This window comes from Pantoea sp. GM01 (genome assembly GCF_000282675.1).
In the GTDB taxonomy this organism is placed as follows: domain Bacteria; phylum Pseudomonadota; class Gammaproteobacteria; order Enterobacterales; family Enterobacteriaceae; genus Pantoea; species Pantoea nemavictus.
The window spans coordinates 194,689-208,098 of sequence record NZ_AKIU01000028.1; the positions used below are offsets into that span (position 1 = coordinate 194,689).

The 13,410-nt window shown below is 58.9% G+C and carries 13 protein-coding genes; 2 read left to right on the top strand and 11 right to left on the bottom strand.

What is annotated here, in order from left to right; genetic code table 11:
* Window positions 1-73 precede the first annotated feature (73 nt).
* Window positions 74-2,350 carry a mechanosensitive channel protein gene (ybiO, locus tag PMI17_RS07400; RefSeq protein WP_007887747.1) on the top strand — a complete coding sequence of 759 codons (2,277 nt, stop codon included), beginning with the start codon at window positions 74-76 and terminating at the stop codon, window positions 2,348-2,350.
* 2 nt (window positions 2,351-2,352) lie between these two features.
* On the opposite strand, the gene rlmF is transcribed toward ybiO, so the two are convergent.
* From rlmF to PMI17_RS07430, 6 genes are all read right to left on the bottom strand, one after another.
* Window positions 2,353-3,279, bottom strand: a complete 927-nt coding sequence (rlmF, locus tag PMI17_RS07405) for a 23S rRNA (adenine(1618)-N(6))-methyltransferase RlmF (RefSeq protein WP_007887748.1) — start codon at window positions 3,277-3,279, stop codon at window positions 2,353-2,355.
* Window positions 3,280-3,358: 79 nt separating this feature from the next.
* Entirely contained in the window at window positions 3,359-3,754 is a 396-nt protein-coding gene (locus PMI17_RS07410) for a hypothetical protein (protein ID WP_007887749.1), read from the bottom strand.
* A gap of 16 nt (window positions 3,755-3,770) precedes the next feature.
* Complete coding sequence (locus tag PMI17_RS07415) at window positions 3,771-4,646, bottom strand: HlyD family secretion protein (protein ID WP_007887751.1); 876 nt, start codon at window positions 4,644-4,646, stop codon at window positions 3,771-3,773.
* A 37-nt stretch (window positions 4,647-4,683) separates the two neighbouring features.
* The gene (locus tag PMI17_RS07420; RefSeq protein WP_007887752.1) at window positions 4,684-4,878 is read right to left on the bottom strand and encodes a DUF1656 domain-containing protein; all 195 of its coding nucleotides are present in this window, start codon (window positions 4,876-4,878) and stop codon (window positions 4,684-4,686) included.
* Complete coding sequence (locus tag PMI17_RS07425; RefSeq protein ID WP_007887754.1) at window positions 4,868-6,748, bottom strand: FUSC family protein; 1,881 nt, start codon at window positions 6,746-6,748, stop codon at window positions 4,868-4,870. Before PMI17_RS07425 ends, PMI17_RS07420 begins: the two co-directional genes overlap by 11 nt.
* A 110-nt stretch (window positions 6,749-6,858) precedes the next feature.
* Window positions 6,859-7,764 (bottom strand): LysR family transcriptional regulator, encoded by a 906-nt coding sequence (locus PMI17_RS07430; protein ID WP_007887756.1) that lies wholly within the window; start codon window positions 7,762-7,764, stop codon window positions 6,859-6,861.
* A gap of 152 nt (window positions 7,765-7,916) precedes the next feature.
* Here PMI17_RS07430 and PMI17_RS07435 point away from each other — a divergent pair, with 152 nt between their 5' ends.
* Window positions 7,917-8,549, top strand: a complete 633-nt coding sequence (locus PMI17_RS07435) for a flavin reductase family protein (RefSeq protein ID WP_007887758.1) — start codon at window positions 7,917-7,919, stop codon at window positions 8,547-8,549.
* A gap of 108 nt (window positions 8,550-8,657) precedes the next feature.
* Here PMI17_RS07435 and hutH read toward each other — a convergent pair whose 3' ends face one another.
* From hutH to PMI17_RS07460, 5 genes are read right to left on the bottom strand one after another with little or no spacing between them, the layout of a single operon-like run.
* On the bottom strand, window positions 8,658-10,145 hold the full coding sequence (gene hutH, locus PMI17_RS07440) for a histidine ammonia-lyase (RefSeq protein WP_007887763.1): 1,488 nt from the start codon (window positions 10,143-10,145) through the stop codon (window positions 8,658-8,660).
* Window positions 10,142-10,936 carry an ABC transporter ATP-binding protein gene (locus PMI17_RS07445; protein ID WP_007887765.1) on the bottom strand — a complete coding sequence of 265 codons (795 nt, stop codon included), beginning with the start codon at window positions 10,934-10,936 and terminating at the stop codon, window positions 10,142-10,144. The genes hutH and PMI17_RS07445 overlap by 4 nt, the downstream gene beginning before the upstream one ends.
* A gap of 1 nt (window position 10,937) precedes the next feature.
* Window positions 10,938-11,666 (bottom strand): ABC transporter permease, encoded by a 729-nt coding sequence (locus tag PMI17_RS07450; protein WP_007887768.1) that lies wholly within the window; start codon window positions 11,664-11,666, stop codon window positions 10,938-10,940.
* Between the two features lie 11 nt (window positions 11,667-11,677).
* Window positions 11,678-12,397 carry an ABC transporter permease gene (locus PMI17_RS07455; RefSeq protein ID WP_036620519.1) on the bottom strand — a complete coding sequence of 240 codons (720 nt, stop codon included), beginning with the start codon at window positions 12,395-12,397 and terminating at the stop codon, window positions 11,678-11,680.
* A 12-nt stretch (window positions 12,398-12,409) separates the two neighbouring features.
* Window positions 12,410-13,261 (bottom strand): transporter substrate-binding domain-containing protein, encoded by an 852-nt coding sequence (locus PMI17_RS07460; RefSeq protein WP_007887773.1) that lies wholly within the window; start codon window positions 13,259-13,261, stop codon window positions 12,410-12,412.
* Between the last annotated feature and the right edge of the window lie 149 nt (window positions 13,262-13,410).

Here is a 13,410-nt window from a genome sequence, read left to right on the forward strand (position 1 = left end):
CAATTTTCCTTTCAGAATCTGTACCTTCCATCACTGACTATACTTCCCTCTTGTGCCGTTCAAGGAGAAAGCGATGTTGTCTGCCAGCCCACCCGGTCGTGCCACCCTGTGGTTACTCTTCAGTTTGCTCACCCTGTTTCTCATGCCTTCGGCGCAGGCGGTTAATCTGCCTCAGGCCGCCGTGGCAGCACAGCAGTCACAAACGCCAGCCAGCAGCAGCAGCGCGGAAGGTGAACCCAGCGTAGAAGAGAAAAAAGCCGCCTACGCCGCGCTGGCCAATATTCTGGATAACAACGCTTCACGTCAGGAATTGATCGATCAGTTACGCCAGGCCGCTAACAGCAAATCCACCAGCGAACAGCCGGTGCTCGCCCCACCGCGGGCGGATCAGGAAGATCCTACCGTGCTGGAGAGCGTCACCAACGTCACGCGTCAATATGGCGGCGCGGTGGCCTCACAGTTTGTGAAGTTACATGACAACATCACCAACGCGCCGCACAAAGCCTTCAACCAGCAAACCTTTCTCAATGCGCTGAAATACTTTGCCGGCCTCGCCGCCGCGGTGTTTGCCTTTTACTGGCTGACGCGCCGCATGATGTGGCCGGTGTGGCGGCGCATGGGGCGCTGGGGACGCCAGCAAAACCTTGAGCGCACCAAGTGGCTGCATCTGCCCGCCACTATCTTCATGGCGTTTATTCTTGATATTTTGCTGCTGGCGCTGACGCTGTTTGTCGGCCAGATCATCAGCGACAACTATCACAACGGCAACCGCACCATCGCCTATCAGCAAGGGCTATTCCTCAACGCCTTTGCGCTCATTGAATTCTTTAAAGCGGTACTGCGCCTGATATTCTGCCCGCGTTTCCCCGCGCTGCGCTTCTTCCACTTACCGGATGCGCGCGCCAGCTACTGGAACACACGTTTAAGCTGGCTGAGCGGCATTATTGGCTACGGCTTATTAGTGGTGGTGCCCATTGTTTCCAATCAGGTCAATATTCAGGTGGCTGCGCTGGTTAATATGCTAATCATGGGGATCATGACCGGGTGGGCGCTGTGGCTGATTTTCCGCAACAAAAACAACATCCATCACGAACTGTCGCGCCTCGCCGATCGCAGCATGAGTTTCTTTGCGCTGTTCATCCGCGCCTTCGGTATGGTGTGGCACTGGCTGGCCAGCGCCTACTTTATCGCGCTGTTCCTGTTCTCGATCTTCAATCCCGGCGACAGCCTGAAGTTTATGATGTCCGCCACGGTGCGCAGCCTGGCCATCGTCGTCATCGCCGCGCTGATTTCCGGCATGCTCACGCGCTGGATCGGCAAAACCGTTACGCTCTCACCGGATATGCGCCGCAACTATCCCGAGCTGCAAAAGCGCGTCAATGATTGGATCAAAGCGCTGCTAAAACTGGCGCGCGTGGTCACGGTATTCGCCACGCTGCTGTTGCTGCTCAACGCATGGAATCTGTTTGATCTTTGGCATTGGCTGACCCTCGGTGCCGGACAGAAAATGGTGGATGTGCTGATTCGCATCGTGATGATTGTGCTGCTGTCGGCGGTAGGCTGGACGCTGCTGGCCAGTTTGATCGAAAGCCGTCTGGCGTCAGATTCGCACGGTCGTCCGATGCCCAGCGCACGCACCCGCACGCTGCTGACGCTGTTCCGTAATGCGTTAGCGGTGGTGATTAGCACCATCACCATTATGATTTTGCTGTCGGAAGTCGGGGTCAACATTGCGCCGCTGCTGGCCGGTGCCGGTGCACTCGGCCTGGCGGTGTCATTCGGCTCACAAACGCTGGTGAAAGATATCATTACTGGCATCTTTATCCAGTTTGAGAACGGCATGAACACCGGCGATCTGGTGACGATTGGCCCGATCACTGGCACAGTGGAACGCATGTCCATTCGCTCGGTGGGCGTACGCCAGGATACCGGCGCCTATCACATTATTCCGTGGTCATCGATCACCACTTTCGCCAACTTTGTGCGCGGTATCGGCTCGTTCGTGGCCAACTATGATGTGGATCGCAGTGAAGATACCGAACGCGTTAACGCGACGCTGCAAGGTGCGGTGCAGGAACTGCTGGAGAATCCGGACATTCGCGGCATGGTGATTGGCGAGCCGAGCTTTGCGGGACTGGTGGGCTTAACTAATCAATCCTTTACCGTGCGCGTCTCCTTCACCACCCAGCCGCTAAAACAGTGGACGGTGCGCTTTGCGCTGGACGACAAGGTGAAGAAGCATTTTGATGCGGCTGGCATTAAAGCACCGCATCAAACGGTGGAAGTGATGCAAACCGGCAGCGATATCACGTCCGCTGCCAGTTTACCGGCGCTACCGCCGGCGCAATAAACTCAGCGTTTCAGCCGCTTAGCGCGTGTCGCTGGCGGCTGGAACGTCCAGGCGATAAAGCGGCTCTGCTTCTGCCCCTGCGCCATTTCGATGATGCGCACTTCATAAGCGTCCAGATCGCGCAGCTGGTCACGGAGCGCCGGCAAGTTCTCTTTGCGTGACACCAGCGAGGTGAACCACACAATGTTGTCTGAGTGCGCCACGCTTTCATCAATCATCTGACCGACGAACTTGCGCTCGCCGCCATCGCACCACAGTTCGCTGTGATGACCACCAAAATTGAGCGGTGCGTTTTTGCCTAAGCCCAGATTACGCGTTTTGCGCTGGCCAACAGTGGCCGCTTCTTGCGCGGAGGAGTGGAACGGCGGATTACACAACACCGCATGATAGCGTTCGTTCTTGTGCACCACGCCGGAGAAAATGGCAGCGGCATCCTTTTGACGGCGCAAACGCACGCCGCGCTGCAAGCCCGGATTGCTCGCTACAATCTGCCCTGCGGCAGTTATCGCTTCGGCGGTGATATCGGTGCCGGTGAAGCGCCAGCCATATTCGGCGTTGCCAATCAGCGGATAGATGCAGTTCGCGCCGCAGCCGATATCCATCACATCTAAATCGCGCGGGATCACGCCTTCGTTGTCGCTCGCCAGCAGATCGGCCAGCGCGTGCACGTAATCAGCACGGCCCGGAACCGGCGGCGTCAGGTAGCCTGCCGGCAGCTGCCAGTTAAGGTTGTAGAACAGTTTCAACAGGGCCTGATTCAGCAGCATAACCGCTTCAGGATCGGCGAAATCCACCGACAACTCACCGTAGCCGTTGGGACGCACTTTCACCGCCAGCGGCGGATGGGCTGCGGTCAGAGCAGCAAAATCATAACGGCCCTGATGGCGGTTACGCGGATGGAAAGGTGACGTGGCGGCTGGCTTGTTCATAGTTTCTCCGGAAAATAGCGCGGGCGTAAGATACCCCGCTGCGCGCGTAAAAGAAATTATCAGCCGCCGTTTTTTGCCATTATTTCTGTGCGCGAGCCAGCCATTGCTGCATCTGCGCCAGGGCATAAGTGCGTGAACTCACCACCTGATGCGGAATGCCGAACATTTTGCGCATCTTACGCAGTTCCGCACAGCGCGACGCCTCACTCTCAATACTCAGCATTCCTTTGCAGCGTTGACTCAGCAGTTGGCGATGGCGAATCAGCCAGTCACCCCGTTGCCGCCGATCGGCCTCGGTCTCTTCAACGCGCATGTGATCGTAGACCACCACAAACGGCGCCTCTTGCTGCAGCAGCGCCAGCATCTCCGCTTCCCATTGGCTGGCGTAACCCGGCAGCACGGCCTGCTGGTTAAGGCACACCAGCGGAAAAGCCTGAATATCATAAACGGTAAAATCCTGGGGATTTAACGACATACAACCTCCTGATTGATTAAAGCCAGTGCGCCAGCAACGCTGTCAGACGTCCGCGGACGCGCGTGTCACCCGCCACCGCAATGCTGCAGCTCATGCCAGCCGTGAGTAATTTATCCTGCGGTAGCGCCTCGAATTCGATGCGCACCGGAATGCGCTGCGCCAGCCGAATCCAGCTAAAGGTGGCTTCTACGCCGGGCAAGCCCTGTTCATCCACCTGCTGATTGGTGTCGCTGATACCGTGACCAAAGCTGGCAACGCGGCCGCTAAGCGTTTGGCTGTCGCCCATCAGATGAATATCAACGCGATCGCCAATATGCATGGCGTGTAGTTTGGTTTCTTCGAAGTAGCCGGTAACCCAGAAGCTGTGCGCATCCACCAGCGCCACATCCGGTGTGCCTGCTACCGCATAATCTCCCGCCTGTAAGCGCAGATGGGTTACATAGCCATCCACCGGTGCGCGCACCGTGGCACGTTGTAGATTGAGCTGCGCGAGAGCCAGCGCTGCGATCGCCTGCTGCTGTTGCGCCTCCGCCACCAGCAATGCCTCGCGCGCACGTTGTACCTCCTCAGCGGCCATCAGCGCCGCCATTTGCCGCCGCCGCTGCGCCTCATCGCGCTTTTGCTGCAGCGTGGCGTTGGCCTCCCGCAGCTGAGCTTCAGCCTGTGCCACCGCAAGCTGGAAGCGCAGTGGATCAATTACAAACAGCGTGGTACCGCGCGCCACAAACTGGTTATCCGCCACCGGCACCGTCTGCACCGTGCCGGAAACCTCCGGGGCAATGCGAATCACCTGCGCACTGACGCGACCATCGCGTGTCCAGGGCGCCAGCACGTAGGCCCGCCACAGAGCGATTGCCAGCCAGATTGCGACGGCCACCACCAGCAGCGTCATGACCATCCTGAGGGACGACTTCCATGAGAAAACTGAATCAGACATAGAGAATTAACACCGCCAGTAAGAGAAAAGACAAAGCGAATTCGAACAGCGCCGGATGCCAAACCCAACGCAGCACACCACAGCGCACCAGCAGCGCACGTGCAGCAAGGAATAGCGGGAAAGTGGCACAGAGATAGATAAAGAAAGGCGGCAGATAGATGCCGGCAATCGACACCTCACTTAACATGCGCATCCCCTCCCTGCTGCGGCGAGAAGTAGTCAGCATGCTGCTGCAATAGCTGCGCGAGGGCGCTAAAACCGGCCGCTAAAGTCGCATCACCGCGCAGCAAACGTGCCGTGCGTTGAGCGTGCTTCGCCGCCTGGAGCGGGTTACCCGCGCGACGTGCAATACGCTGCTGTGCCGTGACAATTTGCGATCGCCACGGCGAATCGATTGCCAGCGCGCGTAAACGCAGCACTTCACGCCCCAGCTGCAGGCTGGCTAAGCCCTGCTGCAGCGCAAGATCCTGTGCTTGCGGTTGGGTGCGCAGCAGCGCCCCCAGTTGCGCCAGCCGATGCTGCTGCTGTTGCTGCCAGCGCAGCGGTTTCGCCGCTTTTCCCGCCAGCAACGCCAGACTGTTGAGCCGAATCCGCGCCCGCAGTCTCTGCACATGACGCGCCGGGTTACGTGGCATCAACTGAAACGCCAGCAGCGTTAACGCCGTGCCGGTCAGCCACGCCAGCGACCAGTTAAGAAACTGCGTAACGTCATACACCATGGGATTACTGGCCGCCGTTAAGGTGTTAAACCCCACCAGATACGCCAACCCGCTCAGAATATGTTGCGGATAGCTGGTGGCATAAATACCCGGCAACCAAAACAGGCTCAGCACCAGCAGCAACAGCGGTAGACCATTAATCAACGGCAGCACCAGAAAGGCGCAGATCAGCGCCATCGGCAGCGCATACAGCGTGCCACGCAAAAACTGTTGTGCACCGGCGGCAGGCTGAGGAGATGCGGAGAGCAAGGCGCAATAAGGCGCAATGATCAGCAGCATAATATCGCCCGCAGGCCAGCCGCTGCCCAACCACAGCAGCGATGCCGCCAGTAGCGTTAAGGTGGCACGTAATCCATTGCGCCGTGCACCGCTCCAGTCACGATGAAAACTCGGCGCGACCAGGCGCGGTGATGAAGAGGTGTAGGGCAGATAGCTAAGCACCTGCACCACGCGTTGCATGGCGTCAATGTGCGTCTGAAGCTGCGTTTCATCAGCACGCGCGTCTAGCAGCAGGTGCCGCGCCGTAGGCAATCCCGCCCGGCCCTGCGCCAGCGCATCGGCGACACGTTGCCAGATCGCCGCTGGCTGGCTGACGCCGCTCGCCACCATCTCACCCAGCGCATCCATGGCCTGCTGGATGGCGCGGCTATGCTGCGCAAGCGTGACGGACTCCTGGCGGGCTGCTGCCAGCAAATCGTCAACGCTGTAGATTTCGCTCATCAGTCGATGCTGGGCCGCGGGCGGGCCTTGCATAGCCAGTAGCGTGGCGGTTTGCTGCGTTAAACGCAGCAGCATCGCGTCCAGTTTGCTGCTTAAGGTGCGGCGACTAAACAGTGCCGTCACCAGCCCAAGTGACATCACACCAATCGCCACCGTCGAGGCGCGGCCCACCGCGTGTGCAAAAGCCAGGTCGGGATGCTGCATCGCCCCAAGGGTTGCCAGGCCAATGGTGTAACCCGCTACCGCTGCGCCCGAGGCGCGAAAGTGGCGCAGCACGCTCATCGCCATCACGCACACGCCGAGCCACAAGCTCTCTGCCAGCATAAATAGCCACGGAAGCTGGGCAAACGCGGCCATCAATGCCAGCGCCACCACCATGCCAACCAGCGTGCCGATCAGGCGCCATTTACCTTTGCCCAGCACCGCGCCTTGAACCGGATTGAGCACCAGCAGCACGGTGGTCGCCGCCGAATAGGGCATGTCCAGTTCCAGCGCGTAAGCCACTACCAGCGCCAGGTTGGCGGCGATTAACGAACGCAGAAAATAGGTCGCGCGCGGCGTGGTTAAATCGCACTGCGACACGAACCGGTGGGCAAATGAGAGAGTGCGGGACTGCATGGAGAATCCTCAACCGTGAAAGTTGGGCTCACTGTAGGGAAAGGAATCCATGCGTAAAAGTGACGATTGTTAAATTGATGAGTGCGTCAAACGCACGGATTAAGCAATATTCAGCCGTCGTTGCTGCATAACTGGCGGATGGTCTGACGCAACCAGCGGTGTGCCGCATCCTGCTGGAAGCGCGGATGCCAGGCCTGCGTCAGCAACACTGTCTCTAACGGCACCGGCAGCTCAAAGGTGCGCACGCGCATGCCGGCACTCACCGCGCTGCGCGCCAGATGCTCCGGCAGGGGTAATAACAGGTCAGAATCCTGCAGGGCGAAGATCGCGCTATAGGGTGTCGCCACAATCAGCGATATCTGACGCTGCAATCCCTGCTGCTCCAGTGCGCTATCAATCGGTCCCGTGGCTTTGCCGCGACGTGAAATGCTGATATGTCCCCAGCGCGTCAGCTGCTCGGGAGAGATGTCCCCAGCAAAAATCGGATGGTCGTGGCGCGCCAGCCCAACAAACCGGGTGGTAAACAGCGGCTGCACGCGAATTTCAGGACCAAGCTGGCGCGCCGCGCTGATAAACAGATCGACGCGGCCGCTGCGCAGTAGCTCCACGTCCACATCATCCTCTTCCGGCGCAAAGTGCAGCAGCGCGCGAGGCATCTCCTGCGCCATGACTTCCAGCAAACGCCCGGAATAGAAGCCGGTGAAAGTATCATTGGCGCGCACATTGAAGCGGCGATCCAGCCCCACCAGCGGCACATTTTCGCCCTGCGTGAGCACCTGCGTGGCCTGTTCAACCGCTGCACGCACCTGCTCACGCAGCGCCAGCGCGCGTGGCGTGGGCACCAGCTTGCGTCCCGCCTGGACAAAAACTGGATCGCCCAGGGTGGCGCGAATCCGCCCGAGCGTGCGGCTCATCGCCGGTGCGCTGAGGTTCATGCGCCGGGCAGCCGCCGCTACGCTGCCCTCTTCCAGCAAAATATCCAGCGCAATTAATAAGTTTAAATCGGGGTGTTTCATTGCCACTCCCTGCAACCAGCCAAAAGGCCATACTAGCCGTATTACGAATACGTAAACAACGGGAAGCAATGCGTGCGTTGTACGCAACTACTGGCTATTGCGCCCTAAGCTAACCGGCTAAGATAAAGCATTGATCATCACCGGGAGCAGAAATGACACGTCAACGTTACTCTTATCAGCCACGCGCTGGACACGGTTTGCCGCACGATCCGCTGAATGCCATCGTCGGTCCACGCCCGATTGGCTGGGTCAGCTCACAGAGCGCCAGCGGCACGCGCAATCTGGCGCCGTACAGCTTCTTTAACTGCTTCAATTATCATCCGCCGATTATTGGTTTTGCCAGCAGCGGCTGGAAAGACAGCGTGCAAAATATCTCGGAGACCAAAGAGTTTGTCTGGAACCTGGCAACGCGTCCGCTGGCCGAAGCGATGAATGAGAGCTCCGCGTCAGTGCCGTCCGATCAGGATGAGTTTGCGCTGGCGGGATTAACGCCATTGGCAGCGTCACACGTCAATGTCAGCATGGTGGCAGAAAGCCCGGTGAATTTTGAGTGTAAGTTGACGCAGCTGATTCAACTGCAGGATGCACAAGGCCATCCGATTGATAGCTGGCTGGTGCTGGGTGAAGCCGTCGCCATCCATATTGATGAGGCGTTGCTGGAGAATGGCATTTACCAAACCGCCAAAGCGCAGCCGATCCTGCGTGCCGGTGGTCCGTCGGCCTATTACGGCATCAGCGAGGAGCTGCGCTTTGATTTGGTGCGCCCGGATGCCCGCCGCAGTTAATGCCTGACACATTTCGTAGCGGCGCAATTTATTGCGCAATGTGTGGATGGGCACGGCGCTGCCATTAATAGGCGCGATAAATCGCGCCGCTACGGATAGTGCGCTTTTTCAGCGCGGATGATAACTTTTCAACACTTCAACCGCGCGCGCAATCTCCGGGGCCAGCCAGCGATCTTCCTGCCAGTTGGCCACCACGGTGCGCAGGCGACGTAATGCCTGCGCCGTGCCTTGCGCCAGCTGATCTTCGCCGTGGAAATCCAGCGCCTGCGCCGCCAGCAGATACTCAATTGCCAGAATCTGCCACACATTGCTCAGCAGCTTCAGCAGCTTGAGCGCCGCACCGGTACCAAGGCTGAGATGATCTTCCTGCAAACCCGAGGTGACATAGTTATCCAGCACCGCCGGTTGCGCCAGCTGGCGATTCTCTGCGCACAGCGACGCCGCCACATACTGCGCAATCATCATGCCGGAGTTAACGCCCGGCTGTGCCACCAGAAACGCCGGTAAACCGCTCACCAGGGGATTGACCAGGCGATCGAGGCGTCGCTCGGCGATGCTGCCCACTTCCGCCATCGCAATCGCCAGCAGATCCGCCGCCATCGCCACCGATTCACCGTGCGGATTAGCCTGCGACACCACGCGCCAGCTGTCCGCCGTGCCGAGCACCAGCGGATTATCGGTACAGGCATTGAGTTCAATGGTGATCTGGCGCGCCGCGTGATCGAACTGATCGCGGCTGGCCCCGTGCACCTGCGGCATCGAACGCAGGCTGAGTGCATCCTGGGTGCGAATGCCAACGCTGGCCGCCAGCAGCGGACTATCGCTCAGCAGTTGACGCAAGCGCTGACCGCTGAGCTGCATGCCCGGGCTGGCTTTCAGCGCGATCACTTCGGCGTCAAAGGCCACCAGCTGTCCACGCAGCGCCTCAAAACTCATCGCACCGGTGACATCCGCCCAATCGAGCAAACGCGCGGCATCATCCAGCGCCAGGCAGGATAAACCGGTCATGCACGGCGTACCGTTCACCAGGCTCAGCCCCTCTTTAGCGCCGGGACGATAGGGTTGCAAACCCGCCAGCGTTAACGCCTGCGCAGCGGGCATCATCTGGTTTTGATACTCAACCTCGCCAACCCCTATCAGCGCCAGGCCGATATGCGCCATATGGCTGAGATAGCCCACCGATCCCTGCGCGGGCACCTGCGGCGTAATCTGCTGATTAAGCAGCGCCAGCAGATGCTGCACCAGCGCCACCGACACGCCGGATTTTCCGTGGCTGTAATTAGCAATGGCCGCACACAGAATGGCGCGCGCCTGTTCACGCGTCAGCACTTGACCCACGCCGCAGGCATGGCTCAGCAGCGTATTACGCGATAGCTGGCTAAGCTGCTCCTCCGGCAGCGTGATATTACACAGCGCGCCCAAGCCGGTATTGATGCCATAGGCAATCTGGCCGCTGGCCACAATCTCATCGACAATCGCGCGACCTTGCGCAATGCGCTGCCAGGCGCTAACGCTCAGGCTTAGCTCCGCATTGTGGCGTGCCACCTGCACCAGTTCCTGCCATGTTAGCGGGCTATCGCCCCACACCACGGTCATGCTGGCTGCTCCACACCGTGGTGGCTGGAGATAAATTGCTTAAAGCGCGGCGATCCCTGCTCGCCAAACATCTCTTCCGGCGCACCCTGACAATCAATAGTGCCCTGATGCATAAACACCACGCGATTGGAGACGTTGCGCGCAAAGCCCATTTCGTGCGTCACCACCAGCATGGTGCGCCCCTCCTCTGCCAGGCTGCGCATCACTTTCAGCACTTCGCCCACCAGTTCCGGATCGAGCGCCGAGGTCGGTTCGTCGAACAGCATGACTTCGGGATCCATTGCCAGCGCGCGGGCAATCGCTACGCGCTGCTGTTGGCCGCCCGACAGCTGCGCCGGATAGAAATCTTTGCGATTCAGCAATCCCACGCGATCGAGCAGCTGCTCCGCCTGCGCGATGCAGCTTTTTTTGTCGCGTTTCAATACGTAGTGCGGGCCTTCGATGACGTTTTGCAGCACCGGCATGTGTGACCACAAATTAAAGCTCTGGAACACCATGCCCAGCCGTGAACGCAGGCGCTCAATCTGTTTTGGGTTGGCCGCCAGTTGATGACCGCGCGCGTGGCGCTTCATCTCAATGGTTTCACCGCCTACGCTCACCACGCCGGCATCCGGCGTTTCCAGCAGGTTGATGCAGCGCAGCAAGGTGCTTTTGCCCGAGCCGCTGGCACCGAGAATCGAGATGACATCGCCTTGATGTGCCTGCAGCGAAATGCCTTTCAGAACTTCCATCGCGCCAAAAGATTTATGGATATCGGTGGCGGATAAGGTAACGGGTGATGTGTGATGCATATTACTCTCCGGCAAGCGGTTTAACGGCGGGCAACGGCTTTTTTGCGGCACGATGCTGCGCACTCAGATGGCGCTCTAACAGCCCGTACAGCTGGACGATAATAAAGTTGAGAATCAGGTAGATAGCCGCCGCGCAGATAAAGACTTCCATGGTGCGATAGGTGCGTTGAATGATCTGCTGCGCCACACCGGTCACGTCCCAAACGGTCACCAGACTGGCTAACGCGGTGGATTTCACCAGCAGGATCGCTTCGGTGGAGTACGCCGGCAGCGCATAGCGCAACATGATCGGCGCAATAATGCGGCGCAGCAGCAGCCAGCGCGACATGCCGCAGGCTAGCCCGGCTTCCACTTGTCCGGCGGGCACGGCCAGTAGCGCGCCGCGCAGAATCTCGGCGGTATAGGCCGCGGTGCACAGCGACAGCGCCAGCACCGCACAGATGAACGGCTCGCGCAGGAACGGCCAGACGAAGCTGTGGCGGATCACGCCAAACTGGCCAAGGCCGTAATAGATGAGAAACAGCTGGATCATCAGCGGCGAACCGCGAAACACCAGAATATAGCCGCGCGCAAAGCCGCTTAGCACGCGCCAGCGGCTCATACGCAGTGACAAAATACCGATCGCCAGAATGCCGCCGCAGAGAAAGGCGCTGATAAACAGGCCCAGCGTCACCGGCAGCGCGGCGCTCAGCTTGAGGAAGGTGTCAGAGAGAAAGGCGAAATCGATCATGCTGCTGCTCCTTAATGCTGTGCCGCAGTGCGACTTTGCCACGCACGACCGAGGCGCGACTCTGCCCGGCGAAACGCATGATTAGACAGCAGCGTCAGCACCAGATAACAGGCAGCGCCGACCAGATAGAAGGTGAAGTAATCGCGCGTAGATCCGGCGGCGACCTGGCTGGCGCGCATCAGCTCGACGATGCCGGTGACCGACACCAGCGCCGAGTCTTTCAGGCTCATCTGCCACACATTCGACATGCCCGGCAGCGCATAGCGCACCACCTGCGGCAACAGAATGCGTTGCGCGATACGCCAACGCGGCATGCCTATCGCCACTGCCGCTTCGACTTCACCTTTGGCCAGCGCCAGACGCGCCGCGCGATACACTTCCCCTTGATACGAACCCGAGATGAGCCCGATAGCCAGTGCACCAATCAGGAACGGCGGCGCTTCGATAAAACCATCGGCGCCAAACATCTGCCCGACCAGCGTAATCAGGCCGGATCCACCAAAATAGAACAGGTAGATCACCAGCAGTTCCGGGATGCCGCGAAACACCACCGAATAGCCTTCACCTAACCAGCGCAGCCAGCGCTGAGGTGATAACTTGGCCGCCGCCACACCGGAACCGACCACCGCACCAATCATCAGCGCCACCAGCGACAGCAGCAGCGTGGTACAGGCGGCGCTCAGGATCAGGCGGCCCCAGCCATCAGCACCAAAACTCAGCAGGCTCATCATCTTTCACCTCACTTACGGGGTTACGTCAGTTTTAAACCACTTCTCACTGAGCTTTTTCACCGTGCCATCGGCCAGCGCGGCATGAATCGCCTCATCCAGCTTGGCTTTCAAATCGTTATCCGCCATGCGCACGCCCATCGCTTCGCCCTCGCCCCAGATCGGGCCGCCGAGCTGCGGGCCGCTGAAGACCAGGTTGTTGTTCTCTTTACGCGCCAGCATCGATTGCGCAAAGGTCACATCATCGAATACCGCATCGATACGACCCGATTGCAGATCAAGCATCGCATCCGCCGACGAGGTGTATTCGCGTACGTCGGCATCACCTTTGAAGTACTTATCGATAAACGGCGTGTAGACGGTGCCAGAGGCAATGCCGATGGTTTTGCCCTTCAGCGCCGCTTTCAGCGGGGCAATCGCTGCGTTGATCTCTTTTTCATCGTCATGCAGCTTGATGATGTTGTGATCGGCCGGCAGCAGCGGACTGTCTTTGGTGGTGATAAAGGTGGCGGGCGTTGAAGCATAAGGCGCGGTGAAGTTGACCACTTTTTTGCGATCTGGCGTGATGACAATCGCATCCATGATCACGTCATATTTACCGGCATTCAGGCCAGCGATCATGCCGTCCCAGTTCTGCACCACCAGCTTGCACTGAATGCCCATGCGCTTGCACAGATCTTCCATCAGTTCAGGTTCAAAGCCGCCTAACTTGCCGCCCGGCAGCGTCAGGTTCCAGGGTTCATAGCTGCCTTCAGTAGCGATAGTGATCGATTTCCACTCTTTCGCCTGTACAGCAACACCGCTGATCATCAGGCTGGCAAACAGGGTCGTGAGGCAAAAACGGCGAATCGGGGCGCGGTACGTCATGCGGCTTCTCCTGGTTATTTATCAAGTTCCTCGGTCTCTGCGGGTGATATTTTTGCAGATGACCTTTCATGTATATACAAGTTAGCGTGCGGCAGATCATTGTCGGCATAAGCTTTTTGTGAGCCAGCCAGTATAAAAAATCATAATCG